The sequence below is a fragment of the Corynebacterium sp. HMSC06G04 genome (assembly GCF_001807365.1).
Taxonomy (GTDB): domain Bacteria; phylum Actinomycetota; class Actinomycetes; order Mycobacteriales; family Mycobacteriaceae; genus Corynebacterium; species Corynebacterium simulans.
In genome coordinates this window covers 93,956-119,995 of the sequence record NZ_KV788598.1, presented here as the reverse complement: position 1 = coordinate 119,995, position 26,040 = coordinate 93,956, and the positions used below count along the sequence as shown (strand labels likewise).

The window sequence follows — 26,040 nt, the reverse complement described above, 5'->3', positions numbered from 1 at the left end:
TGGGTAACGTTGAGAATGAAACCACCGCCTTTAGATAAAGGAGAAGCCCATGACAGATAGGCCCGTGGCAGAGCTTCCAATCAATGACGTAACCACCTTCGGCAATGCCAGCCATCACGGCGAGAAAATGCTCAACCTGGACCTCCTGGCGGAGGCGCCGGAGCCGAACGCGCAGCGCCCACGCCCGGCCGTCAAACGCGTGTTAAGCGCCGATGGCGGCAACCTCATCCTATTCACCTTTAACGCGGGCCAAAGTTTGCCGGATCACAAGGCTGCACATCCGATTACCGTACAAACGTTGCGCGGAGAAGTCTTGTTTACGTGTGGAGGCAAAGAAGTCCTCCTCCGGCCAGGCCAGATCATCCACCTTCCGGCCTATGTTCCACACCGGGTTGACGCGGTGGAATCTGACGGCGATTCACCGGCAATTATGCTGCTCACAATGTTGACAGGAGAAACAATAGTAAGCGCTTAAGACGGTGATAGCATAGCCAAATCATGAGTACCTCCAAGCCATATCATCACGGAAATCTGCGCGCGGAGATGTTGCGTGTAGCAGTAGAGCTCGGCCGAAAGCATGGGCCTGACGCGGTGAGCATTCGTGCAGTCACGCGCGCCATTGGTGTGTCCCCCACCTCAGCGTACCGCCACTTCACGGATCAGGAGGAACTGCTACGCGCGGTTGCCGACGCCTCGATTGATGAGCTCCTCAAGCGCCTCGACGCCGCGCTGATCGAGGCCGAGGACTTCGCCGCGCAGGAAGAAAGTCCAGGCCCCATTCACGTCGAGCAGCTCATGCACGCCGCAATGGCTTATCTCCGCTTCGCTTTGGACGAAAACGGCTTCTTCCAATGCATCTTGTCTGGACGCGGCTTTAATTACCCGCGGGCATTCAACGACGATCTAGACATGGGCGCTTCCGACGGCCACTCGTCTACGCTGCACCGCTTCTATCACCTACTGGCCAAGCACGCGATAGACACCGATGGCACAGCGGATTACACGCACTTTCCCGTCAACGCGCTTGCTGCTTGGGCCACGGTGCACGGCTTTTCGGTACTCGCCACCAGCGGTCACCTCAGCGCGCTGCCGGAGCAAATGAAGCTCGACATCGCCAAATCCGTCTTCGCCGCCTCCATCCGCGGCACCGATTTTAAGAATCCGGAAAATCCTTATCGCAACTACCCAGGCAGCGTGCGCCCGGAAGCGCAATAGCAAAGGAAGCAAAGGGCGCCTGTTACCGTTCCCCTTTACGGGAGGTAACAGGCGCCCTTTAGAAGATCTGATTAGAAGATCTAGTTACGCAAAAGCGCGGCGAGATTACTCTGCGGACTCCTCAGAAGCCTCAGCGGACTCCTCGGACTCTGCAGCAGCAGCCTCAGCAGCAGCAGCTTCTTCTGCAGCCTTCTCAGCAGCAGCCTTAGCCTCTGCTTCTTCCTTGGCCTTCTTCTTCTTTTCGGTAATAGCCTCGATGGTCGGGCCGTTGTTGGCCTCAGCCAGTGCAGCGTTGAACAGCTCCAGCTTGGAAGGCTTCTCCTCAGCAACCTTCAGGGTGCCCTCAGCACCTGGCAGGCCCTTGAACTTCTGCCAGTCACCGGTCACCTTCAACAGTGCGAGAACCGGCTCGGTCGGCTGTGCGCCGACGCCCAGCCAGTACTGTGCGCGCTCGGAATCGATCTGGATGAGGGAAGGCTCCTGCTTCGGCTGATAGATGCCGATGTTCTCGATAGCCTTGCCGGAACGGCGGGTGCGTGCATCAGCGATGATGACGCGGTACTCAGCGTTGCGGATCTTACCCATACGCTGCAGCTTGATCTTGACAGCCATGATTGGCTCCTTTTCTAGTCACCGAGCAGTTCAGACGCGTGGATTCAAACCACGCCGGTTCAGCTCTTGGATTTACCCTGCGCGTGACGTGCCGGCCGTCCGTAGGCGGTATACGGCGTTACGCAGAATGTTAAGTTTGCAGTGTTGTCTATCTAGTGTTGTCCATCTATAGAACCAACTACCTATAGACAACCCCGACTATATTAGCGGCAGACTCCCCAAAACGGAAATCCTCCCGCGGCGAACTCTGGTGGCACTTTTCCTTTGACTTTTATGCAATCTTCGGCGGCACTGCCCGTGGAGTTATGAACAGCGCGGCCCGAGAGAGTAACCTATTTGCCGCTAACCTAAACACCTTTCAGGCCAGTTTGCCCTTATTTACTTCCAAACACTTCCCCTAGAGGCAAAACCTTTAAGGGGCAGACGTATGCCTTAATTGGCCTGCTGAGAGAAATTATGACTGAAAATTCACCACGCAGCTTCCGTTACCGCTATGACCTCGATGGTCTGCGCGGCATCGCCATCGCACTCGTGGTCATTTATCACGTCTTCGTCGGCCGAGTCTCGGGCGGCGTGGACGTGTTCCTTTTGCTTTCGGGCTACTTTTTCTTAGGCTCCCAGCTGCGTTACGCGGCCAAGCCTAATGCTTCTTTGAATCCATGGTGGCCAATCTGGCGCACTTTGCGACGCCTCGTTCCCAGCCTCGTGTTGGTCATCGGCGCCACCTATATCTTGGTTCGCATTTTTACTCCGGAACTGATGCGCACAGAGCTCGCCCAGCAAATCACGGCCACGATGCTGTATTTCCAGAACTGGGAGCTAGCCCGCCAAAACGCGGACTACACCGCAGCTTCTGCTAGCACCTCCCCTCTGCAGCACATGTGGTCCATGGCTGTACAGGGTCAGTTCTACATCATGGGCATCGCCTTTGCGCTGATTCTGGCAGCCATCATGAAACTGCGCCCAGCGCCGGACCCGAAGCGCCTCAAGCAGGTGCGCTTCCCCACCGTCAACCAGATTGCTGGCCCTATCCTTATCGTCGTTACCGTCGCGTCCTTTGCCTATGCTTCCCGCGATGGCCTCTACGGCACGGCCGCGAACTACTACTCCACGTGGTCGCGCGCATGGGAGCTGACCCTGGGTGCGGTTTTAGCTATTTACGGTACGAAGTGGAATATTTCTAACCGTTTTTCCAACCTGTTTACTGGCCTCGGCCTGGTGTGCCTAGCGTTTACCGGCGCTATCATCGCTGAGACCACGGCTTATCCAGGCCCGCTCTCCCTGCTGCCGTTGGGTGGTGCGGTGCTCATCATCTTGGGCGGCGGCGGTTCCATCTCCCGCCACATGGCTTCAAAAAAGGCGCGTTGGCTTGGCGACGTCGCCTACCCGCTCTACCTCTGGCACTGGCCGCTTCTGATTTTGTCCACCAAGGCCCTCGAGCTGGAGACCCCTCCATGGTGGCTGGGCATCATTATCATCGCCATCTCCCTGGTGCTGGCAGATCTTACCCACCGCTTCTTGGAGAAGCCGCTGCGCCAGGCCCGCAAGCGCCCGACGGCGGACGATATGCCGGTCAATAGCGCAATTGCCTCAATGAAGCAGCGCGCTGGCGCATTCCGAGCAGTAGGCGGCGTCGTCGTGGGCGCCTGCGTTGTCGGTTTGCTTTCCATTCAGCCGCTGTGGATGAACACCATCTACTCCGAGAATGCGGAGAACCTCGACCCGAAGCTCTACCCAGGTGCCACGGCCCTCGCACTAAATAAGCCGGTGCCGAAGGACGTAGAGTACAAGCCGGACCCGATCCTCGTTGGCGGCCTCATGCCGCCAACCGCAGTGGCCTATTGCTTTATTGGGCAGGACATGCCGGCGGATTACCTGCCGGATGCCCGCCGCGACGGCACTCCATGTGAGTGGGGCGACCGTGAGTCAAAGACCGAGGTCTACGTCGTCGGTGGCTCCCACGCGGAACAGTGGATGTCCGGCTTGGACCGCCTGGGCCGTGAGATGCACTTCAAGATCATCCCAATGCTGCGTCAGGGTTGCCCGATTGAACTTGGCGAAGACCTGACCGTTACCCCTGAATGCCACGAGTGGGGCGAGATGGTCACCGAGCGCATCCTGGATGCGGATCCGGCGCTGGTCATCTCGAATACCACTCGCCCATCCGGCCCGCTGGGCGAAGGCCCAGACTACGTCCCGGCAGGCTACGCCGAGTTCTGGAAGCAATTGGCAAACGCCAAGATTCCATTTATGGGCCTGCGCGATAACCCGTGGGGCTTTGACGATGCTGGCAAGGGCCGCGAGTTCGACGAGTGCTATGTCGCCACCGAGGACGAGAAGGGCTGCGGCATGACCTTCGACAAGGTCTACGCACCGGTCGATCCAGGCGCGGAAATCCTGTCCCAATACGACAACATGCTGTCGCTGGATACCTCTTCCTGGTTCTGTGACAAAAATGGCGACTGCCCGGTGGTCATCGGCAACACGATGGTCTACCGCGATATGCACCACATCAGCAACGCCTTCGCGGAGTCCGCAATGCCAATGCTGCGCGAGGCCATCGAGCCGTTCCTGGCCGGCAAAAAAGTAAAGCAGGCACCGCCTAAGGTGCCTGCTAACATGCCGACCTCAACCGCACCGACCACGCCGTCAGCACCGGCCGATTCCACGGCCACGGCCTCCAATGCCCAGCCGGTCCCCTACCCGTATCTGACCGACAACGACGCAGTCTAAGTCGCGGATTACTTAATTTCCTCACCCTAGAGCAAAGAAAGCGTGGTGCCAGATGGCACCACGCTTTCTGCTATTTGACCCACGCCGCGGGCACGTATGCGCACGTCGGGTCGGAAGCTAGCGGATCACCCGTCATTGCGAACGCGGTCGAGCGGGAACCGCCGCAGACGGTGGCGTACTCGCACACGGAGCACTTGCCCGACCACTGGGCGGGGTCGCGCAACTTCTTAAAGACAGGCGAATTGGCATAGATTTCGGGCAGCGGAGTGTCTTTGACGTTGCCGCAGTGCATCGGCAGGAAGCCGTTGGGATAAACATCGCCGAGGTGGTCGATGAACACGAAGCCGGAGCCTGCGTTAATCGCCATGGGCGGGCGCGGGCGGCGGGTATGCGCGGCGTCGGCAGGCCCGAGCACCCGCTCGGTCTCTTCGGTGAGATAGCGGTAGAGCTCTCCCCCGACGTATTCCTTGCCCTGCTGTGCCTCCAGCACGATGCGGCGATACTGCGGGCCTTCAGTGGTCTTGATTGCCACGCGATTCGAAACATCGTGCAGCCAGTGCATAGCGTCCTCGCGCTCGTGCGGAGTCAGCGCCTCGAGACCCGTTCCACGACCAGTTGGCACCAGGAAGAACACGCTCCACAGCTTTGCTCCCATGTCGATGACGCGCTTGAGCAGCTGCGGCGCCTCATAAACGTTGTTCTTGGTGATCGTGGAGTTGATCTGCAGGCGGTAGCCCACGTCCGTGACCACCCCTGCCATTGCGATGGTCTGGTCAAAGATGCCGGAAAAGCCGCGAAAATAATCGTGGGTCTTGGCCGTCGCGCCGTCGAGCGAAAGCGACAACGCCGAGCCACCCGCGGCCCGCAGGCCCTCTAGGCGCTCGCGAGTAAGACGCGGGGTGACCGAAGGCGAAAGGGAGATGTTTAGCCCCAGCGAGGTGCCGTGCTCCGTCAGCTCCTCGAGGTCGCCACGCTCAAAAGGGTCGCCGCCTGTGAGCACCACGATGGGACGCGGCTTCTCATAGCTCGCGATTGAATCCAATAGCGCCTTGCCCTGCTGCGTGCTCAGCTGCCCTGGCGCTGGCTCATGCTGCGCATCGGCACGGCAATGCTGGCACACCAGCTGGCACGCGCGCGTCACCTCCCAGATTGCGATGAAAGGCTTGGCGTTGATGTCGTGGCGAACTTGGCGAACGGCTGGAGTCGGCTTCATAAATACAACTTTAGCCGTAGAAAAACACGCCTCCAAAACGCGAAAAAGAGGCGAGGAGTTCCCTCGCCTCTTCTAGGCCCGACTACTTCTTGCCCTGGCCAAAGTCCAGGTTGTTCAAGTCGATGTTTTCCATGCCCTTCGGCATCTTAGGCATACCCCCTGGCATGCCTGGCATTCCGCCGCCGCCCATCTGCTCCTGCAGCTTCTGCAGCTCCTCCATGGAAGGCATGCCGCCTGGCATTCCCGGCATACCGCCTGGCATACCTGGCATGCCGCCGCCTGGACGGTTCTTCGGGGCCTTGCGCTTGCCGTTCTTGCCCTTGCGCCCCTTCCGCTTCTTCTTGGTGGCAGAGCGCCCCATGCCCGGGCCCATGCCAAACTGGCCGGCCATCTTGGACATCATCTTCTTCGCCTCGTTGAAGCGCTCGATGAGCTGGTTGACCTCGGAGACGGAAACGCCAGAACCGTTTGCAATACGCTTACGGCGCGAGGCGTTAAGGATCTTCGGATTCTCACGCTCTTGCGGGGTCATACCGCGGATGATGGCCTGGATGCGGTCGAGCTGCTTCTCATCGACCATTTCCGCCATCTTGTTCATCTGCTTGCCGCCCGGCATCATTTTCAGCAGATTGCCAATCGGGCCCATGCGGCGGATCATCAGCATCTGGTCCAAGAAGTCGTTGAGCGTTAGCTCACCGGTGCCCAGCTTGGCGGCAGCTTCTTCTGCCTTCTGGTGGTCCAGGGTGGCCTCAGCCTGCTCAATCAGCGAGAGAAGGTCACCCATGCCCAGGATGCGCGAAGCCATGCGCTCGGGGTGGAAGACGTCGAAATCCTCGAGCTTCTCACCGGTGGAGGCAAACATGATCGGCTTGCCGGTGACCTCACGGATGGACAGCGCCGCACCACCGCGGGCATCGCCATCGAGCTTGGTCAGCACGACGCCGGTGAAATCAACGCCGTCACGGAAGGCCTCGGCGGTCTGCACCGCGTCCTGACCGATCATGGAATCGATGACAAAAAGGACCTCGTCCGGGTTCACAGCGTCGCGAATGTTGCGTGCCTGCGTCATCAAGGTCTCATCGATGCCGAGGCGGCCCGCGGTATCGATGATCACGATGTCGTGCTGGGTCCGCTTAGCTTCCTCGATGCCGGCCTGGGCGACGGCGACTGGGTCACCGTGGGAGGTACCCATCTCGTGATCATTGGAGTCGATGGAGGTGCCTGGGTCCGGAGCAAAGACCTGTACCTCCGCGCGCTCACCAACAATCTGCAGCTGCTGGACCGCGCCCGGACGCTGCAAGTCACAGGCCACCAGCATCGGCGTATGGCCCTGCTTGGCCAGGTGCTTGGACAGCTTACCGGCCAAGGTGGTCTTACCAGCACCCTGCAGACCAGCCAGCATGATGACCGTGGGCGGGTTCTTTGCCAGCTGCAGGCGGCGGGTCTCGCCACCCAGGATGTCAACGAGTTCCTCATTGACAATCTTGACAACCTGCTGCGCCGGGTTCAGCGCCTCAGAGACCTCTGCACCGGCAGCGCGCTCCTTAATACGCTTGATGAACGCGCGGACTACGGTCAGCGAGACGTCAGCTTCCAGCAGCGCAAGGCGAATCTCGCGCGCGGTGGCATTGATGTCGGCCTCGGTCAGCTTGCCCTTGCCACGCAGGCCCGACAAGGCAGTTTGCAAGCGATCGGACAGTGACTCAAACACGAGTGAGTGCTCCCTAAACAATCTCGAGTAATTTTTAACTCCCCCAGCTTAGCCGCTGACTAGCGCTTCGGTCACATTCCTGACCAATGTCGCGCGCGCGACATCGCCTAGCGGTTTAGCGTGCAGCACCATCGTTGCGCCCGGAACGTAGCTCGTAATCCATTCGCAATCGGGAAGCTTAGCGATGACATGTCCAAGCACACCCGTACGCTCGCCCGTGCGCACCTCGAAGATGCTTCCCGTCCACATCGCCGTTGTGGGCGCGCCATCAATCTCCGGAAGGATGGTGTACACGCCAGATTTATAGGACTGGATGAAACGCGCCTCATCGGCCGCCGCATCGAAGCTCTCCGCCACGGTACGCACGTCGAATTCGGCAGCAAAGCCCTCGCCTTGCTCGTCACTTACCCTGCCCATGCGAGAGGACTCGATGGTCCAGCCCAACGCCGCAATAAGCGCCAGCGGGCGGATGACCTCGCGCTGATACTTGCCCCGCCACGAAACCGTCAGGGTGCGTTCCTCATAGTTCGCCTTGAGCGCAATCTCCTTTTGCGAATACACCACCGGCTTCGTAGGGCTAAGCGCCTCCAGCTGCGCAAAGGCGCGCGAAGACAGCACCCGAATGCCCGCCTCCAGGCGCGGATTCCACACGCTGGGGCCAGTCGATTCAGCATCCGCGCGTGCCAAGACCAGCAACAGCGAGAGCGTCAGGTGGTCATAATGCACCGCCGCCAGCAACTTATCCCGAGCCACGTCCGATTCCGGGTCCATGCGGGAGACCAATTTGGCCAAGGTTGTATGCTCTGCCACGAGCGTCTGCACACGCGAACGATCCGCCAGGCTCAGCCGCATTTTTGCCGCGGCCTTGGTCACCATTTCCGCGCCTACGGCGGAATGCGGGCGGCCATAGCCCTTGCCGATGTCGTGGTACAGCGCCGCTAGCAACAACAAGTCCGGACGCGCGACCGTGGTACGCACCTCCGCGCAGCGCGCTACGGTCAGCATGGTGTGATAATCCACAGTGTGAGCGTGACTACGCTCCCGCGGCAGCATCCCGCGGATGTGCCCCCACTCCGGCACCAGAGTCTCCCACAGTCCCACCTCGTCAAGCTCCTCAATGAGCCGTGGCGTTTCGGTGGGCGAAGACAAGATAGTAAAGAAGGCGTCGGTTATCGCGGTATTCCAACGCTCCGGAAGCGCAGGCGCGTTAGCCAGCAGCTTCCACACGCCCGGCTCGATGGGACGGCTCGTGCGCGCCGACGCCGCCGCCACGCGCAGCCCTAGCCCTGGGTCCTGCAGGTCAGCGTTGCGCGCCAGCGTCACGTAGCCGCCACTATCGACGACTCCTAGGTCCAAAGGCTTGCGCGAACGGTCCCGTTGCCTTTTACCCACGACGCCGCGGGCCGTGGCAAGCGCGCGCTCCATCGCCCTATCGACTGTCGACGCCGCTCGCACCACCGTCGCCGAAAGCTCGTAACGGTCCGCGAAACCCAGCTCGTCAGCGATCTCCGCGGCGAATTCAGGGTCCAAAAGGTCGCGGTGACGATGGGCATGCATATGCAAAAGGCTACGGACATCGAGCAGCAGGTCACGCTCGGCATCCAGCCGCGGAGCGTCGGCAAGATTGCCCAGGGCCAGGGCCCTAATGAACTGGATATCGCGCAGGCCGCCCCGCCCGTTTTTAATGTCCGGATTCGCCATCGTGGCCAACGTGCCCGAACGCCGCCAGCGCGCAATTGCGGTGCTGACGAAAGAATCGAAATGCTTTTGCAGCAGCACCCGCCACTGGGATAGAAGCTTGGCGCGGGCTTCGTCGACAAGCGCCTTGCTACCCGCCACAAAAGACAGATCCAGCTGCGCAAAACCCGCCGCCGGATCCGTGCCGGCTATCTCCGCGCACTCGCCCGGGGTACGCAGGGCATAATCCAGGTGATACCCCGCCTGCCAGATGGGATACCAAATGTTGGCCACCGCCTGCTCGTCTAGCACCATCCCCTCTGGATGAATCAACAGCAGATCCAGATCGGAATACTTTGTCATCTCGCGGCGCGCAAAAGACCCCGTCGCTGCGAGGGCGGTGCCCTCTGGCAGCTCCAGGGTCTTAATCAATGCTTCTGCCGCATCGAAAGCTTCTGCGCGCAGCTGCGCGGCTTTGTCCATTTAGACAGCAGCCTCGCCGCGCTCGCCGGTGCGCACGCGGATGACGTCCTCGACTGGGGTTACCCACAGCTTGCCGTCACCGATCTTGCCGGTGTAGGCAGCCTCAACGATGGCGTTGATGGTCTCTTCTACCGCTGCGTCATTAACAACGACCTCCAGCTTGACCTTCGGGACGAAGTCGGTGGCGTACTCGGCGCCGCGGTAGACCTCGCTGTGTCCGCGCTGCTGGCCAAAGCCCTGCGTTTCAGTCACGGTGAGACCATGAACCTCAAGCTGTTCCAATGCCTCGCGAATATCCGGCAGCGTAAAAGGCTTTACAACAGCGGTGATGAGTTTCATGTCCTACTCCTTGGGCTCCGATTGAAAGTATGTGCCTAATGTGATCATATTAGCGTCAACGGCTCCGCCGCGACGCTAATTAAACCTCGTCTTCGCTGGCTTCTACCATGTCGGTCTGCTTCCGCATGCGGCGCGCATACTTCACGTCTGTGACGGTGACGCCGTAGATGGAGCGGCCCATGTAGAAAGAGCCAACGGAGCCGATGATCCACACGCCGAAGCATGCGATGAGAACGCGCACCAGCGACCACAGATCAAAGCCGTTTTCAGCAAAGTCCACCACGAGCTTTCCCACGAGCAACAGCGGCACCGCAAGGCCGACGGTCGGGCCCAAGAGGTTTACTCGGGTCAACGCGTCGGGGGCGCGCCACAGCGCGATTGCGGTAGCAACCACCAACAAGGTAGCCACGATGAGGAGAATGGATGCGATGATTTCGTACCACGCCATGCTTATCGACGTCCCTTCGAAATGATGCGCGCCATCGACAACGTAGGCAGCACGCCGGCTGCAATCGCTGCCAGCATGGCGATGTCATAGAGAATCGAGGCGTGATTGACAAAGGTCCAAGCGATGTACATGCACAACATGCCGTAGAAGGCCATGTCTGACATGACGGTACGTGTCAGCTCGTCGCGGGAGCGCAGCGCCAAGACCAAGGCCGAAGCCAGGGCCCCGCCCATCACGAATATGCAGACGAAAATGACCCATTCGAAAGCGCTAAAGTGCGCGAAATCTACCATTATTCGCCCTTCCTTTCCGGACGCAGCGGCCAGACGGAATACTTCTCCGTCTCATCCGCTGGCAACGGGGTGTCTTCTTCTTGCGCGATATCCGGCGCACGCATGTGGCGGCCGAGGGTCTCGAGTGGGTACTCGTAGAAGGCTGGATCCAGATCCTTGGTATCGCTCTGGCCTGGCACGCCATAGTCGATGTCCTTCACGTGCGGTGCCAAGTGCTCCTCCATGTCCGCGAGCGACTCCATGATTTCTACCGGGTCATCGCCCATGACCGCCTGGACGAGCACGATACGCGGCAACCCCTCTGCCACCGGCTCGCGCAGGCCCAGCGACAAAGTGCCAGGGGTTGCGGTGATAGACGAGGTAAACCAGAAGATCTCCCACGCATCAGTCACGCGCAGCGGGTAGCGCACGATGACCGGGTGGTAGGAATTATGCGGCTTGAAAGACTCCATGGCCAGGCCGAAACCGGCAACGAAGATCTCCTTAATCAGCCATAGGCCATAGACACAGGAGTGGAAGAAAAGTTTCATTTAGCGACCTCCCTGGATGGAGTCGATGTCCGGCAAGGCAACGGGGGCGTCGCCAAGCACGGCTTCGGTATAAGCCTGAGTATCCAGCAGATCCTGTGCCGCGTGCAGGGTGATATCCATGAACGGGCCTGCCAGGACGAACATGGTCAGCGAGCCCATGATCAGCGCAGCGGAAGGAGCCATCAGCTTCTTGCGGATGATGAGTTCCTTCGGCACCTTCTGCTTTGGCAGATCCTTGCCCCAGAAAACCTCGCGCCACACGCGCAGCATGGACAAGAAAGCGGCAAAGGAAGCGATGATGATGACCGCGATGACAATCCATGCCCATGCCCCACCGGTGCGGGCGATCTCGATGACGATCAAGACTTTGCCCCACATGCCAGAAAATGGCGGGAAGCCCACCACAGAGAAGGCACCGGCGGCGAAGATCCAGGCGATGAGCGGATCGCGGCGTGCCAGGCCCGAAAGCTTAGATAGCAAGCCAGTGCCGTAGGTCTCTTCGATGGCACCAGAGGCCAGGATGAGCGAGCCCACCGTGAGCATGTGGTGGATGGTGTACAAGATTCCGGCGGCGAGAGCGCGCTGTGGATCGTGGGTGGTAAAGGCCATCATCACCAAGATGAAAGGCATGCCATTGAGCATCTGATAGCCCAAGACGCGACGGATGGAGTTTTCGGCCAAGCCACCAAATGCGCCGATCAGCATCGAAATGATCATGACCACGATGATGAGAGTGCCCCAGCGCTGGTCCATGCCAAAAAGGTGGACCCACAGGCGGTAGAGCATGTAGACCGCAACCTTGGTGTGCAGGCCGGAGAACAAGCCCATCACGGCAGCCGAGGTGCCTGGGTAGGTGCGCGGCAGCCAGGACTGCACGGGGAAGACGCCGGCCTTCGCCGCGATGGCGATGATTACGATTCCCGAGGCCACGGTCACTGGGCCATTGCCCGCCGCAGCGCCCTCTAGTGCGGCGAGGTTGACCGCGCCGGTAACGGAGTAGATATAGCCCACGCCGACGACCAGCAGCGTCGAGGCAAAGAGGTTAACCAGAACGAAGGCACGGCCGGCCGCGAGGCGCGACCAGGTACCGGACATCGTGATGAGGCCATAAGAAGGCAGCAACATGACCTCGATGAACACGAAGAAGTTGAAGAGGTCTGCGGTAAGCAGCGCGCCGCAGACACCGGTGATGAGAATCAGCGTCAACGATGGGTAGTAGCGCGACTTCGTCTCGCCGCCCACGATGGCAAACCAGTTGGCGCCGAATGCGACGATCATCGTCGTGACAATCATCAACGCTGAGAAGGTATCTGCCGCGAAGGCAATACCCGCGTTACCTGGGTAGCCGCCCACGGTGTGGGCCACCACGCCGTTGTTCAAGGTATAGAGCAAGAGTGCGAAACCAGCAAAGATTCCGATGCCCGGGATAATCAGCATGATGGAATCACGCACGCCGCGCCACGGGGCCATTAGGGCCAAGGCCGCGGCCACGAGGGGAACCGCTGGGAATAGCGGCAACAGTGCACTGACGAGTTCAGCCATTACTTCTCCCCTTCCTCACTGTGATCCAACTGCTTGACGCGATCCATCTTGTTGGCCGAACGCTGCAAAATCTCTCGATTCTTGGAATCACGACCCAGCGTTGAGAACGCGTGGTCAATGGTGTTGTCATCAACCGGCTCCACGATGTCCGTGTCATCATTGGCGCCCATAGCCGCCATGGTTAGCAAGATCGTGGAGGTCGCCATGGAAATGACCACGGCGGTAAGCACGAAGGCCTGCGGAAGCGGGTCCGCCATCTGGTCGTGTGCGACCTGCGAGGGGAAAGATTCCCCGCGGTAGGAGTACACGCCCGTAGCGAGCAGCGTCAGGTTAGCGCCGTGACCGAAGGCCATCATGCCCAGCACGATGTGGACCAAGCCACGCTGCTGGATGAGATAGACCGCAGAACCGATAAGCAGTGCGATGGTTAGTGCAAGAATCATTATTTCTCCCCGCCTTTCTGGCGTGCCACGCGCGGCGAGTCCTTCTTAGTTCGAGCCTCAGACTTGTTGAGCAAAGCCAGCGGATTGCTCGAGGGGTTGATGGGCTCGGGGTAAGGATCATCGACGTCGTCAAGCACAACGCGCGGAGTCGACGGCAACGCGGAATCGTCGTCGTGGACCCATGGCAAGAAGTCGCGCTCCGTGCCCGGGCGCAGATAACCGCCGAGGGCGTTGATGGCCATGGTCAGCATGCCCAGAACCGCGAGATAAATACCGAGGTCGAAAATCAGCGACGTGGTCCAGTGCTGGCCCAAGGCGTGGCCGTGGATGGCGGTCAGGAAGCCGCCCGGCTCGCCGTGGTGCGGGATGTAACCGATAAAGCCTGCAGTCAGCGCCACGATGATGCCGATGCCCGTGAGGTGAATCGGGGTCATACGGCCGAAGACAATCTCATCAGAGCCGCGGGACAGGTAGGTCAGGCCGATGGCTGCGCCCATAATCAGCGCGGCCGGGAAGCCGCCGCCCGAGGCCTGGTGACCGCGGTAGAAGACCACGACGGAGGTGACAACCAAAATCGGAATAACGATGGCAATGCCCTTACGCAGCGGAACCGAATTTAGCTGCGACTGGCCGAACGGAGCCGGGCGCGTGCCGGAGGTAAATGGGAAGCGCGGCAGCGTGGAGGTAACAGAAGCAATCACCACGGCGGCCATGCCCAGAACTGAAAGCTCACCCAGGGTATCGAGTGCACGGAACTCCACGATGATGGTGGCCACGACGTTGTCGCCGCCGGTGATATCCGGAGCGTTGTCCAGGTACCACAGAGAAAGATCGGAACGCTCATGGCGGCCCATCAGGCCCCAGACACCGAGGAAGGCGGCCACGCCGGCGAGGACAGCTACCACGATGGAGCCGGTCTTACGCGATTTCTCTTGCACTGGGTGGAACTTCTCCGGCAGGTAGCGCAGCACCATCATCATCACGATGACAGACAGTGCCTCGACGGTGAACTGGGTCAGCGCGACGTCGGGTGCGCCGAGCAGGAACATCTGCAGGGTCACGCCCGTGCCGGCGATGCCGATCATCACCGCGCCCGTCAGGCGGTTGCGGGTGCGCACCAGGCCAAACATGGACAGCGCGACGATGGAAAGCGGCAAAAGATCCCATGGGTTATCCAGGCCTTCGACGCGTGGTGCAAGAGCGACGCCGTCGACGCCTTCGCTGATAAGGCCTGCCGCAGCCAGAATGATGAGCAGCAAGACGATGGGCAGCATCAGGCGTGAAGGATTATGGGTATCGGACATGCGGCCGACAAAGCGGCCGATCGCGGCCGCGCCATTTTGGACAGAACGCAGAATCTGGTTGCCGGTGCGCGGAACCAGCTTGGTGTCCTCGAATGCGGACCACAGCTGCTTGCGAATGAAGATACCGGCGATGCCCGCGATGAGAACCGCAACGGAGATGACCAGTGGAACGTTCACCCCGTGCCACAGGGAAAGGTGGGCGTGAGATTCCATTCCCACGGAACCTGCCATCAAGTCCAAAGGCTTGTCGAACTTGCCCAACACGAAGACCAGCGGCAAAGACATAAAGCCCGGAAGTGCTGCCGGCAGCCAGAGGCGAACAGGCGCCTCGTGGACCTTGGACATGTTGCGCGGGCCGTCGAAGAAGGCGCCGAAGACGATCTTGGCGGAGTAGGTGAAGGTAAAGAAGGCGCCGATTGCGGCAACCATCAGCAGCACCAGCTGCCCTGCCCCACCGATGGGCGCGTCTTCGAAGGCAGTGAGCATGCCTTCCTTGGAGACGAAGCCCAAAAGCGGTGGAACCGCGGCCATCGATGCCGCGCCGATAACCATGGAGCCGAAGGTCCATGGCATCTTGTTCCACAGCACGCCGAGGCGGCGGATATCGCGCGAGCCGGCCTCGTGATCAATCACGCCGATGAGCATGAAGATGGACGACTTAAACAGTGCATGCGCCAGCGTGTGTACCAGGGCGGCGGCGATAGCAAAAGGCGTGCCGACGCCGATGGTGGCCACGATCCAGCCCAAGTGCGAGACGGTGGAATAAGCGGTCAGCTTCTTCAGGTCAGTCTTTTGCACCGCAAAGACCGCGGACATAACGGCGGTGCCCATACCGACGACGATGAGCAGCCAGTTCCACACGGCCACGTCGTGGAAGATGGTGGAGAAACGAATCAGCAGGTACACGCCTGCCTTGACCACTGCGGCTGCGTGCAGGAAGGCAGAGACCGGCGTTGCTGCGGCCATGGCCTCTGGCAGCCAGAAGTGGAACGGAAACTGCGCGGCCTTGGTAAAAGCAGAGCAAGCAATAAGAACTGCCACGGCGGCAGTAAGGCCTGGGCGCTCGTGCCAGACACCGGAGGCCAGAATCTTTTCCAGGTTGGTAGTACCCGCGGCCGTCGCCGCGATGGCCACGCCTGCCAACAGGGTAAGGCCACCGATAAAGGTCAAAATCAGCGTGCGCTGCGAGCCCTTCTCGCCTGCCTTACCCGAACGCGCGATAAGCATAAACGAGGCCAGGGAAACCAGCTCCCAGGCAAAAAAGAGCAGGATAACGTCGTTAGCCAGCGCCAGCAGCAGGATCGACATGGTGAATGCCGTCATCAGCAGGTAGAAGCTGGTGTTTCCTTTGCCCTTGGGCAGGTAGGCGGCCGAGTAGGTAAAGACTACGGCGCCGATGACCAAAGCCAGCATGGCGAAGAATACGCCCAAGGCATCGCCGCGCAGAGCGAAGTGGACGTCGATGCCGGTGCCGACGACGTCGCCGACCCACGTGCGCGAGAAAGACAGCTCTTCGCCCGTCGATAAAGTTCCAAATTCTTTGGCAAGAAGACCTGCCGCCACAATAAAAATGCCGGCTAGGGGGTAGCCGGCGGCGCGATCAGCAACCTTGACGGTTACTGGGGCAAGAACCACTGCCAAAGCTGCGAGGAGGACAACATAAATAAGTGTCACGAAAAATTAGCCTCACAAACCATTGTGTAGAGATTTATTACTTAGAGCGCGCATAAAATACGACGTTCCCACACTACCATTGTGGCCCACGTCAAAGCACATTTTTTCGGTATTCAAGGCGACAACTCGCGCGGCGATTTTGCAAGAAAAACAACCTCCAAGCAGCGCTTTCCAGCGTCGTTCCAGCGGCGGCTCCGGAAAGCACCACCCCATACAAGAAAAAGCCGCCGCGGAAAGAAATCCACGGCGGCAAACGCGAGGCTAAAGGAGGCTACTTCTCCCCGAGCAGGGCGTCGACGAAGCCCTCGACCTCGAATGGCGCGAGGTCATCGGCACCCTCGCCCAGACCAACAAGCTTGACTGGGACGCCGAGCTCCTCCTGAACCTGGAAGACAATGCCGCCCTTGGCAGTGCCATCGAGCTTGGTCAGCACCACGCCCGTGATGTCGACGACCTCACGGAAAATGCGGGCCTGTGTGAGGCCGTTCTGGCCAACGGTGGCGTCGAGAACCAGCAGCACCTCGTCCACCTCAGTCTTCTTTTCCACCACGCGCTTGACCTTGCCCAGCTGATCCATCAGGTCAACAGAAGTGTGCAGGCGGCCGGCGGTGTCGACGAGGACGACGTCTACGCCTTGGTCAACGCCCGCTGCAACGGCATCGAAAGCAACGGAAGCCGGGTCAGCGCCCTCCTTGCCGCGGACCGTGCTGGCGCCGACGCGGCGACCCCAGGTTTCGAGCTGATCCGCTGCGGCTGCGCGGAAGGTATCCGCGGCGCCCAACAACACCTTGTGGCCCATCGCGACGAGCACGCGCGCAAGCTTGCCCGTGGTGGTGGTCTTGCCGGTGCCGTTGACGCCGACGACCATGATGACAGCAGGCTTGCCCTCGTTCGGCATGGCCTTGATGGAACGGTCCATCTCCGGGTGGCCGGCCTCTATGAGGCACTCGCGCAGCATCGCGCGGGCCTCTTCCTCACTGGCGACGCCGCGCTCTGCGAACTTATCGCGCAGCGCCTCCGTGACCTTCATAGTGGACTTGGTGCCCAGGTCCGCCATGATGAGGGTGTCTTCGATTTCCTCCCACGCTTCCTCGTCGAGGTCACCCGCGGACAAGATGCCCATCAGGCCCTGTCCAATAGCATTCTGCGAGCGCGACAGGCGGCCGCGCAGGCGACCCAAACGGCCACCTGCCGGCGCAATATCAGGTTCCGTCGCCTCCGGCGCCTCGACAACCTCAGCGTCCTCAGAGACTTCAAGCTCCTCCGGCTCGGCCTCTAGCGCTGCCTCAGCGCCCTTCGTCTGCGCATCGGCTGCCGCCGCGGCTTCCTCAGCCTCCGCAGCTTCCTCAGCTTCGGCATCAGAAGTTTCTGCTGGAGATTCCGGGGCTTCATCTGCCGAGACTTCGTCTGTACTTTCGGCAGCCACCGTCGGCTCTTCCGCGACCGCTTCCTCCTGCGGCGCCTCAGCAACCGGTTCTTCTTCTGCCGGCTCTTCGACGGCCGGCTGTTCAACCGGGTTTTCATCTGCTACCAGCTCGGCCTTTTCAGGTTCAGTCTTGGCAGGCTCAGACTCCGCCGGCTTGGAGGCAGCAGCAGCTGCAGCTCCTGCGGCAGCGGTACCGGCAGCGGCCGCGCCGGTTGCAACACCAGCGGCGGGTGCGGACTTCTCAGCCTTAGGCTCAGCAGGCTTAGCTGGCTCGGCCGACTTGGTGGGCTCGGTCGGCTTGGCAGGCTCAGCCGGCTTGGCTGGCTTGGTGGGCTCGGCCGGCTTGGCTGGCTGAGCGGGAACCTTCTCTGGCTCCTTGGCGCCGCTGCCGGCGGGGGCAAAGTTGAACCCGGACTTGGCCTGGTAGTTGCCAGACTTTTGCTCCTGGGTCAGCTCCTTGGGAGCTTCCTCGGCCGGCTTTTCGAACGATACTTTCTTGGCATCGCCGCGCTTTTTACCTACTGCTACCAGCACAATCGCCAGCAGCACAATGACGGCTACGGCAATAAGAATCCACATCAACGTCGTATTCATGCCCTCTATAGTGCCAGGCTTGCTGCAGCCTGGCACTACTACCCTGCGGATTAACCCTGAGTTTCGGGCTCAGCGTCGGGCCCTGCGTCGGGCCCAGCGTCGGGCTCGGCGGCGTCGCCAAGCGCAGCGCCGCGCGGGGCATCGACGCCCAGGCGTGTGGCATCCTCGGCTGCAGCGGCGGAACCGGGGGCGTCGCCAGCCTGGCTCATACGCTGCGAAATCACGCGCGTGACGCCATCGCCACGCATCGTCACGCCGTAGAGGACGTTAGCCACATCCATCGTCGGCTTCTGGTGCGTGATGACGATAAGCTGCGAATCCTTGCGCAGTTCCTCAAACAGGGCGATGAGGCGTCGCAGGTTGACGTCATCAAGCGCGGCTTCAACCTCGTCCATCACGTAGAACGGGCTCGGGCGCGCACGGAAGATGGCCACCAGCATCGCCAAGGCGGTCAGGGACTTCTCACCACCAGAAAGCAAGGACAGGCGCTTGACTTTCTTGCCCGGCGGGCGCGCCTCAACCTCAATGCCGGTGGCCAGCATGTCATCCGGCTCCGTCAGGATCAGGCGGCCCTCGCCACCCGGGAAAAGGGTCTGGAAGACCTTCGGGAACTCCGCCTCCACGTCGTTCCACGCATCGGTGAAAAGCTGCAGAATCTGTTGATCCACGTCCTCAATCACGCCCGCCAAATCCTTGCGCGCCTGGATAACGTCATCGAGCTGCGTAGACAGGAAGGAATAGCGCTCCTCCAGCGCCTTGTACTCCTCCAGCGCCAGCGGGTTGACCTTGCCCAGGGAGTTCAGGTCCTTTTCTGCCTGCTTCAGTCGCGCCTTTTCCGCGCTACGGTCGAAGTCCTCGCCCGGCGTGTAATCGCGCAGCAAGTCAGGGATCGCAATACCCAACTGGTCCACGATCTTCGCTTCGGTCTCATCCACGCGCACCTGCGCCTGCGAGCGGGCGATTTCGGAATGATTGGCGTTCGCCGTCAGACGGTCGAGCTTCTGCCGTGTTGCCGAAACCTGCTGCTTGGCCGCTTGCAAGCGCCCGCCTAACACGTTGCGCTGATTAACCAGCTCATCGCGCTCAGCGGTGGCGCGCTCCAGGGCCTGGGATGCGCGTCCGGCAAGGTCCGTGGCATGGCCTGCCACCGCTTGAGCTAAGTCGGCCTGCGCTTTACGACGCGCCATCGCTTGCTCATGGCGGGCCTTTGCCTGACGTTCATGCTGCGCTTGGCGACGCAGCGCGTCGCCCTTACCCGCAGCCTGCCCCACCTTGTCTTGGGCGGTGCGCGCCGCGAGCTGGGCCTCCATCTCCATGGCCTTGACCTGCTCCAAAGCGGCCGAGGCAGCATCGCGCTCGTGGGAGGAAGGCTCGCCGTCTTCGACCTCCTCATCGACGCGCGAGAGGCGGTCGCGGGTCTCAGCCAGCTGCTCGCGCACTTCGGCAAGCTTGACCTCAATCTCGGTCGCACGGGCCGCGGCTTTCTCATGCTCAGCCTTGTTGACCTCGTGCTGCTTCAGCAGGCGCTGGTGGTCGCGCTGCCAGGCTTCCACGGTCGTGTCGTGCTCACGCAAGGCCGCCTTTGCCGAGGCCGCCGCGACGCGAGCCTCCTCGGCCGCCATCTTCGCGCCCTCCAGGGTGCCGGAAAGCTCTTCCAACTCCTGCGTGGCAGATTCCAGCTGGCCTTCTGCCTCCGCGATGCGCGCGGTGACCTCGACGGTAGAAGAAGCGCCGGTACCGGCTTCGACCCAGCCCTCGCCCACCAACAGGCCCTCGGCAGTAACCGCGCGCAGGCGCGGATCCTCGCGCACCAGCTCGCGAGCTAGGGCAAGATCGCCGACCAGCGCGACGTCGGAAAGCAGACGCGTCAGCGCCGCCTGTACCTCGGGTGCAAGCTGCATCTCATCCAGCAGCCAGGTCGCACCGCTGGGCAGGTTGGCGTCCAGACGCCAGTCGGAGGCACCCGCGGCAGTGGTGTCCACCAGCGGGGTGCGGGCGGCGGTGCTCAAGGCTGCCACGATGTCCTCTGTAACCGCGCCCGTTTGCGCCTCCGCGAACGCGCCCAACGCCGCCGCAACGGCCGTGTCATGGGAGGTGGTGATGTAGTGCGCCAGCGGCTTAAAGCCCTCGCCCAAGTCGATATTTTCCGGGGCGGTCTGCGCCAAAGTATCGATGCGCGAGCGCAGCGTGTAGACCGCGCGTTCGCGTTCGCGCTGACCGTCGCGAAGCTGCTCCAGGCGTTTTTCGGCCGCCCCTGACTCACTCGCGGCCCTCACGTGGGCCTCTTCCAGCGGCTCGCGCTCGGCGTTTAAGGCCTCCAGCTTATCGGCGACTTCGTCCGCCTCAGCCTGCGCCGTGCGCGTGCGCGCCTTGGTGGACTGCAGCGTCTCCTCCTGGCGCGCGAGCTCCTCCTCTGCCGCGGAGACCTGCCCGGCGAGGTTTTCCTCCGAGGCGATGAGGCGAACCACTCCCTCGCGACGATCCGCAATCGCGCGTAGCTGCGCCATGTGTTCCTTTTCCGCCTCTTCGAAGACGGCGCGGCGTTGCGCCACCTCCTCGCGGATGGACTCCAGGTGCTCGGCGGCCTCTTCGGCCTCCATGAGCAGCTCGGCGTGCTCCTCGTCCGCGCGCAGGGCACGGGCCTCGAGCTCTTCTGGGTCTTGGCCTGCATAGGCGACCTGTGCGCCGACGTTTTTCGCACGCTCTTCCGCAATGCGCTGGGTGGCGGCGATGCGCTCGGACAGCGTCGACAGGTCGAACCACAGCTTCTGCGCGGCCTCGGCCTGCGGATTAACCTCCTCGAGCTGGGCTTCGATTTCCAATTGGACGCCGGTGGCCTCTTCGTGCTGCTCGGTAGCTTCCGCCACCTGCTCGGCGAGCACCTGGGCCTGTTGCTCGGCATCGGCGTACTTCTTGCGGGTTTGCACGACTTGGTCGCCGGCGATGCGCAGGCGGGCATCGCGCAAATCCGCCTGGACGGTGGCCGCGCGCTGGGCGGTTTCGGCCTGACGGGCCAAAGGCTTTAGCTGTTTGCCCAGCTCTTCGGTGAGATCCTGCAGACGATCCAAGTTGGCCTGCATGCCGGTGAGCTTGCGCTGCGCTTTTTCTTTACGACGCCGGTGTTTGAGCACGCCGGCGGCTTCCTCAATGTAGGCGCGGCGATCTTCTGGGCGCGATTCCAGGATTTCGGAGAGCTTGCCCTGACCGACGATGATGTGCATCTCGCGGCCGATACCGGAGTCAGAAAGCAGCTCCTGGATATCCATAAGGCGCGCTTTGGCGCCGTTGATTTCATACTCGCTGGCGCCGTCGCGGAACATGCGGCGGGTGACAGAAACCTCGGAGTATTCGATGGGCAGCGCGCCATCGGAGTTGTCGATGGTAAGGGTTACCTCGGCGCGACCTAGCGCCTTGCGGTCGCCCGCGCCAGCGAAGATGACATCCTGCATCTTGCCGCCGCGCAGGGTCTTGGCGCTGCCCTCGCCCATGACCCACGCCAACGCGTCGACGACGTTCGACTTACCTGAGCCGTTCGGACCAACCACGGCGCAAATGCCGGGCTCGAATTTCAGGTTCGTCGCGGACGCGAAAGACTTGAAGCCTTTGAGCGTGAGCGATTTCAGGTGCATTCGTGAAAGTTTAGCAAGCCTAGGCGCTAGCGTTCGATAAAGCCGCTCTCACCGCGTGGGTCCGACCACTGCTCCACCACGGTGGTTACGGTTCCGGGGCGCTTGGTGGTGGAAGGCTGCTCGCGCAATAACTCGAGCAGGCGCTCGCAGTCCTCGCGCGGGCCTTCGGCAACAACCTGCACGCGCCCGCCCTTTAAGTTCGTGGCGTGGCCCGCAAGACCCAATTCGAGGGCCCGAGAGCGCGTCCACCAGCGGAAGCCAACGCCTTGGACCGTACCGTGCACGAAAGCGGTCAGGCGTTGCATTTAGTACTCCCGTAGGTTGGTGCGATCCGACAGATCGTACTTGTGCTGCAAGTGCTTGCGGTCCTCCGGGCTGCGGCGGGTAACCGGGTCAGAGCCGTCCCAGCACTCGACGTTTTTCAGTTCCGGCATCATGTCGCGATGGAAAATCGGGTCCACGCCGTCACGACGCTGTTCGTTGAAGTTCTTCAACAGCTTGATGGCCACGCCGGACAGAGGAACGATGGCAAGAATATTGAGGAAGACCATCGTTGCCGCGCCGGTATCTGCCAGGGCGAAGACCAAAGGCAAAGAGCCCACGGCGCCAAACCATACGAAGAAGAGCACCACGAGGCGGAAGAGGATCAGCAGGCTCTTTTTGCGGGTTAAGTACTCCACGTTGGCCTCTGCCAAGTAGTAGTTGCCCAGAATCGAAGAAAATGCCAGGAAGAACAGGATGAAGCTGACGAAATGGATGCCCCAATCGCCCACCTCAGAAGCCAGTGCAGCCTGCGTCAGGGAAACACCCTCGGCTTCCGCGCCGTAGTTGACGGTAGGCCCCAGCAGGATGATGAAGGCGGTGATAGAACAGACAACTAGCGTGTCGAAATAAACGCCCAAGGTCTGCACCAGCCCCTGTTTGACTGGGTGCGACACGGCGGCGGTAGCTGCGGCGTTCGGCGCGGAGCCCTCGCCGGCCTCATTGGAAAACAGGCCGCGCTGGATTCCCTTCATCATGGCAGTGCCTAGACCGGCGCCGGCGATTTCCTTGAAGCCTAGGGCGTGGCCGATGATGTCACCGATCATGCCCGGGACCTTGTCAAAATTGGCCACGACAACGAAGCCGCCGATGAGCAGGTACGCAATCGCCATAAACGGAACGATGACCTGAGTGATATTCGCAATACGCTGCACACCACCGAAGATGATGAGAGCGGAGATAGCAGCGATGACGCCGCCGATGATAAAGCGGAAGGTGAAGTCGTCACGGCCGAAGGAGAACGCGATGGAATCGGCAATGGCGTTGGTCTGGAATGCGTTGTAGACAAAGCCGAAGGTAAAGGCGATGGCCACAGAGAAGATAACGGCAAGCGGGCCCCAGCCTAGGCCACGCTTCATGTAATAAGCCGGGCCGCCGCGGTAAGCAGTGCCTTCACGGACCTTCCACACCTGAGCCAGGGTGGACTCGATAAACGCCGTCGCACCGCCCAGGATGGCAATCAGCCACATCCAGAACACGGCACCAGGTCCGCCCACGGAAATAGCCACAGCCACGCCCGCGACGTTGCCGGTGCCCACGCGCGAGGCCGCCGAAATGGTAAAAGCCTTGAAAGCGGAGATTCCGCCGTAGTCCTCGTCTTCGTCGCGGCCGACGCCCTTCGGGCGTTCCACCACAGCCTTGAACATTTGCGGGACCATGCGCACCTGCACGAGCGCAGTCCTAAAGCCGAAAAATAGTCCCGCAGCAATCAAGATCCACGGGATCAGATAAGTCCATACCGAATCGTTGAACGTTGTCACAGCGTTCTCAATAAATTCCATGTGGAATATTAAACGCTATATATCCCCTATCGATCCATTAATAGGTTTGGCAGCGGGGGCAATAGTGGGTAGATCTGCCGCCCACAACCACCCTTTTTAGCGGCGTCGCACACCTATCGCACGGCTCATCGCCGCGGCCGTAGGCATGCAAAGAGCGGTCGAAATAACCCGACTCACCATTGACATTGACATAAAGCGCATCGAAGCTAGTGCCGCCGACTTTAAGGGCAGCGCGCATGACGGTCGCGGCGGCGTCGACAAGCGCAACTGCGTCGCGTTGGCGCAGCGTGGAGGCCTTCTTTTGGGGCTGTATGCGGGCTAGCCAGAGCGCCTCGTCGGCATAAATATTACCGATTCCCGAGACCACAGTCTGATCCAGCAACGCCGTCTTCACCGCCGTTTTCTTCCCCCGCAGCCGCCGCGCAGTGGCAACAAGGTCAAAGTCCGACTCCAGCGGGTCCCGCGCGATGTGCGCAATCTTCGTCCATGGGGCCAGCAACCAATATCCAAAGGTGCGCTGGTCCACGAAGTTCAGCTGGACGCCGCCGCTTAACGACGCCGCGATGCGTACATGTTTCGAGTCCGTCTCCCCCACCCGCATTTGGCCGGACATGCCGAGATGTACGAAAAGCACATCGCGGCCGGGATCCGTGAGGTCTTCGTCGGCGAATTCCAGCCACATGAACTTGCCGCGCCGTGCCACACTCGCGATTTCGCGGCCGGCTAGGAGCTGTTCCAAGGGGCCATCCTGGCCGCGGTTGGCCCGCGGGTGCAAGACTTTCACGGACTCGAAGCGGCGGCCGGGAAGATAGGCCTCGAGCCCGCGGCGGACGGACTCGACTTCTGGAAGTTCAGGCATTAATTCTCGCGATTAGCGGTGCCCTGGACCAAAAGCGGAGTTTCGCGCAGAGTATCGCACGCCTCTTGCGCCGCCTGCTGCTCGGCCAGCTTCTTGTTGTGGCCAACGCCGTTGCCCACGGTCAGGCCCGCGACGGTAGCCACCGCGGTGAAGGTCTGGTCGTGCTCTGGGCCGGTAGAGGTAGCGGTATAGACCGGCATCGGGGCCTTCAGCTCGGCGCACAGCTCCTGCAGGTTGGTCTTCCAGTCCATGTGGCGGCCGGAGACGACAGCGTTGTCGATCTTCTTCTGGAACAGGCGCAGAATGACATCGCGCGCGACCTCAAAGCCGTGCTGGCGATAAATCGCGCCGAAGATGGCCTCGGTGGTATCCGCCAGAATCGAATCTTTGTCACGGCCGCCGGTGGACTGCTCGCCCTTGCCCAGCAGGATATGTTGGCCCAGCTCAATCTCGCGAGCGATATCGGAAAGCCCGTATCGCGAGACGATGGAAGCGCGCATCTTCGAAATATCCGATTCCGGACGCGAAGGATACTGCTCGTAGAGCTTCGAAGCCACGGACAGGCCAAGGACAGCGTCGCCTAGAAACTCGAGGCGTTCGTTGTTGGGCAAGTACCCGTTTTCGTTGGCAAAAGAGCGGTGGGTCAGCGCCAGACGCAAGTTTTCATCGGCCAGGTCGATGCCCAATGCCTGCAGCAACGGGCCATGATCGACGGCGCTATAGGCCTGCTTGAGGGCTTCCTCGCCGGTCAGCTTCTTCTTCTTGCTCACAGGAACTTCTCCAGTCCAGACCAACGGATATCGACTTTGTCTTCCTCTTCCCCAGAGACTCCGGTGGAAACACCCTCCGGCATCTCTATGTCGCAGCCTTCCTCGCACACCGGCGCGAAAGGCAAGCTCAGGCCAGCTTCATCGATGACAGTCTGCAGTAAATCGATTTCGTCGTCTACGACCTCAGGAACTTCATCGCCAGAGCCTGCATCCTCATCATCGAGTTCGTCGCCGCTGATGAAAGACTCGTCTGCAGCAAAAACCTGCGAGACCTGCAGATCCAGCTGCGGCTGCAGCGGGCGCAAACAACGAGCGCATTCGCCGGTGAGAGTGCCGGTAACCGTGGCGTCGACAAGCACGCCCGATCCCAGCGGTGTCAAGGTAGCGTCGACCGTAATCTCGTCGCCTTTTGCAACGGCGATCATCTCGACACCGATACGTTCGGGCGCAGGGCCCTTCTGCACGCGCTGCTCCGGCATTGCGGCAGCACCCTGGCCACGCAAGAGCTCGGCCACGTTAAATTTCAGCGGTGATTCCAATACATCTGCCATAACGTCTCTTAGCCTACATTGTGCGGCGCCATCCTTTTAGCAGAGCTTTGCCCACGCTTGCCGACGCCGCCTTTTGCCCGCTATCTGGGTGTTGCCTGAACTGCACCGCACAAGGTCTTATGCACTAAAGGCAGGTGGTTTCCCAATGGCTTAGGGGGCCTTAGTCTGGGG

21 protein-coding genes are annotated in these 26,040 nt (G+C 61.0%); 3 read left to right on the top strand and 18 right to left on the bottom strand.

Annotation, left to right across the window (positions count from 1 at the left end; translation table 11 throughout):
• Positions 1-49 precede the first annotated feature (49 nt).
• Together HMPREF3158_RS02370 and HMPREF3158_RS02365 are read left to right on the top strand one after the other, a co-directional pair.
• A complete protein-coding gene (locus HMPREF3158_RS02370; RefSeq protein WP_275436958.1) occupies positions 50-475 on the top strand; it encodes a cupin domain-containing protein in 426 nt (141 codons plus the stop codon).
• Positions 476-498: 23 nt separating this feature from the next.
• The gene (locus HMPREF3158_RS02365; RefSeq protein WP_070433263.1) at positions 499-1,215 is read left to right on the top strand and encodes a TetR/AcrR family transcriptional regulator; all 717 of its coding nucleotides are present in this window, start codon (positions 499-501) and stop codon (positions 1,213-1,215) included.
• 105 nt (positions 1,216-1,320) lie between these two features.
• Here HMPREF3158_RS02365 and rpsP read toward each other — a convergent pair whose 3' ends face one another.
• A complete protein-coding gene (gene rpsP, locus HMPREF3158_RS02360) occupies positions 1,321-1,827 on the bottom strand; it encodes a 30S ribosomal protein S16 (RefSeq protein ID WP_062038405.1) in 507 nt (168 codons plus the stop codon).
• A gap of 456 nt (positions 1,828-2,283) precedes the next feature.
• Here rpsP and HMPREF3158_RS02355 point away from each other — a divergent pair, with 456 nt between their 5' ends.
• Positions 2,284-4,560 carry an acyltransferase family protein gene (locus HMPREF3158_RS02355; RefSeq protein WP_070433264.1) on the top strand — a complete coding sequence of 759 codons (2,277 nt, stop codon included), beginning with the start codon at positions 2,284-2,286 and terminating at the stop codon, positions 4,558-4,560.
• A gap of 70 nt (positions 4,561-4,630) precedes the next feature.
• Here HMPREF3158_RS02355 and HMPREF3158_RS02350 read toward each other — a convergent pair whose 3' ends face one another.
• The 17 genes from HMPREF3158_RS02350 to HMPREF3158_RS02270 all read right to left on the bottom strand — a co-directional run bounded on the left by HMPREF3158_RS02350 (position 4,631) and on the right by HMPREF3158_RS02270 (position 25,869).
• Complete coding sequence (locus HMPREF3158_RS02350) at positions 4,631-5,773, bottom strand: TIGR04053 family radical SAM/SPASM domain-containing protein (protein WP_070456387.1); 1,143 nt, start codon at positions 5,771-5,773, stop codon at positions 4,631-4,633.
• Positions 5,774-5,855: 82 nt separating this feature from the next.
• Complete coding sequence (ffh, locus tag HMPREF3158_RS02345; RefSeq protein WP_070433266.1) at positions 5,856-7,484, bottom strand: signal recognition particle protein; 1,629 nt, start codon at positions 7,482-7,484, stop codon at positions 5,856-5,858.
• A gap of 48 nt (positions 7,485-7,532) precedes the next feature.
• A complete protein-coding gene (locus HMPREF3158_RS02340) occupies positions 7,533-9,644 on the bottom strand; it encodes a [protein-PII] uridylyltransferase (RefSeq protein ID WP_062038393.1) in 2,112 nt (703 codons plus the stop codon).
• On the bottom strand, positions 9,645-9,983 hold the full coding sequence (locus HMPREF3158_RS02335) for a P-II family nitrogen regulator (protein ID WP_062038390.1): 339 nt from the start codon (positions 9,981-9,983) through the stop codon (positions 9,645-9,647).
• A gap of 79 nt (positions 9,984-10,062) precedes the next feature.
• Positions 10,063-10,431, bottom strand: a complete 369-nt coding sequence (locus HMPREF3158_RS02330; protein WP_062038387.1) for a Na+/H+ antiporter subunit G — start codon at positions 10,429-10,431, stop codon at positions 10,063-10,065.
• 2 nt (positions 10,432-10,433) lie between these two features.
• The gene (locus tag HMPREF3158_RS02325) at positions 10,434-10,724 is read right to left on the bottom strand and encodes a cation:proton antiporter (RefSeq protein WP_062038384.1); all 291 of its coding nucleotides are present in this window, start codon (positions 10,722-10,724) and stop codon (positions 10,434-10,436) included.
• Positions 10,724-11,254 carry a monovalent cation/H+ antiporter subunit E gene (locus HMPREF3158_RS02320; protein WP_062038382.1) on the bottom strand — a complete coding sequence of 177 codons (531 nt, stop codon included), beginning with the start codon at positions 11,252-11,254 and terminating at the stop codon, positions 10,724-10,726. The genes HMPREF3158_RS02325 and HMPREF3158_RS02320 overlap by 1 nt, the downstream gene beginning before the upstream one ends.
• Complete coding sequence (locus tag HMPREF3158_RS02315) at positions 11,255-12,796, bottom strand: monovalent cation/H+ antiporter subunit D family protein (protein ID WP_070497191.1); 1,542 nt, start codon at positions 12,794-12,796, stop codon at positions 11,255-11,257.
• Positions 12,796-13,239 (bottom strand): cation:proton antiporter subunit C, encoded by a 444-nt coding sequence (locus HMPREF3158_RS02310; RefSeq protein ID WP_062038374.1) that lies wholly within the window; start codon positions 13,237-13,239, stop codon positions 12,796-12,798. Before HMPREF3158_RS02310 ends, HMPREF3158_RS02315 begins: the two co-directional genes overlap by 1 nt.
• A complete protein-coding gene (locus tag HMPREF3158_RS02305; protein WP_070497189.1) occupies positions 13,239-16,217 on the bottom strand; it encodes a DUF4040 family protein in 2,979 nt (992 codons plus the stop codon). Before HMPREF3158_RS02305 ends, HMPREF3158_RS02310 begins: the two co-directional genes overlap by 1 nt.
• A gap of 271 nt (positions 16,218-16,488) precedes the next feature.
• Positions 16,489-18,237 carry a signal recognition particle-docking protein FtsY gene (ftsY, locus tag HMPREF3158_RS02300; protein WP_070497187.1) on the bottom strand — a complete coding sequence of 583 codons (1,749 nt, stop codon included), beginning with the start codon at positions 18,235-18,237 and terminating at the stop codon, positions 16,489-16,491.
• A gap of 50 nt (positions 18,238-18,287) precedes the next feature.
• A complete protein-coding gene (gene smc, locus HMPREF3158_RS02295; RefSeq protein WP_070497183.1) occupies positions 18,288-21,866 on the bottom strand; it encodes a chromosome segregation protein SMC in 3,579 nt (1,192 codons plus the stop codon).
• 26 nt (positions 21,867-21,892) lie between these two features.
• A complete protein-coding gene (locus tag HMPREF3158_RS02290) occupies positions 21,893-22,171 on the bottom strand; it encodes an acylphosphatase (RefSeq protein WP_061923298.1) in 279 nt (92 codons plus the stop codon).
• The gene (locus tag HMPREF3158_RS02285; RefSeq protein ID WP_070497182.1) at positions 22,172-23,689 is read right to left on the bottom strand and encodes an alanine/glycine:cation symporter family protein; all 1,518 of its coding nucleotides are present in this window, start codon (positions 23,687-23,689) and stop codon (positions 22,172-22,174) included.
• Positions 23,690-23,726: 37 nt separating this feature from the next.
• Complete coding sequence (gene mutM, locus HMPREF3158_RS02280; protein ID WP_070497180.1) at positions 23,727-24,548, bottom strand: bifunctional DNA-formamidopyrimidine glycosylase/DNA-(apurinic or apyrimidinic site) lyase; 822 nt, start codon at positions 24,546-24,548, stop codon at positions 23,727-23,729.
• Positions 24,548-25,318, bottom strand: a complete 771-nt coding sequence (gene rnc / locus HMPREF3158_RS02275; RefSeq protein ID WP_070433275.1) for a ribonuclease III — start codon at positions 25,316-25,318, stop codon at positions 24,548-24,550. The genes mutM and rnc overlap by 1 nt, the downstream gene beginning before the upstream one ends.
• On the bottom strand, positions 25,315-25,869 hold the full coding sequence (locus HMPREF3158_RS02270; protein ID WP_235591055.1) for a YceD family protein: 555 nt from the start codon (positions 25,867-25,869) through the stop codon (positions 25,315-25,317). The genes rnc and HMPREF3158_RS02270 overlap by 4 nt, the downstream gene beginning before the upstream one ends.
• Positions 25,870-26,040: the final 171 nt, after the last annotated feature.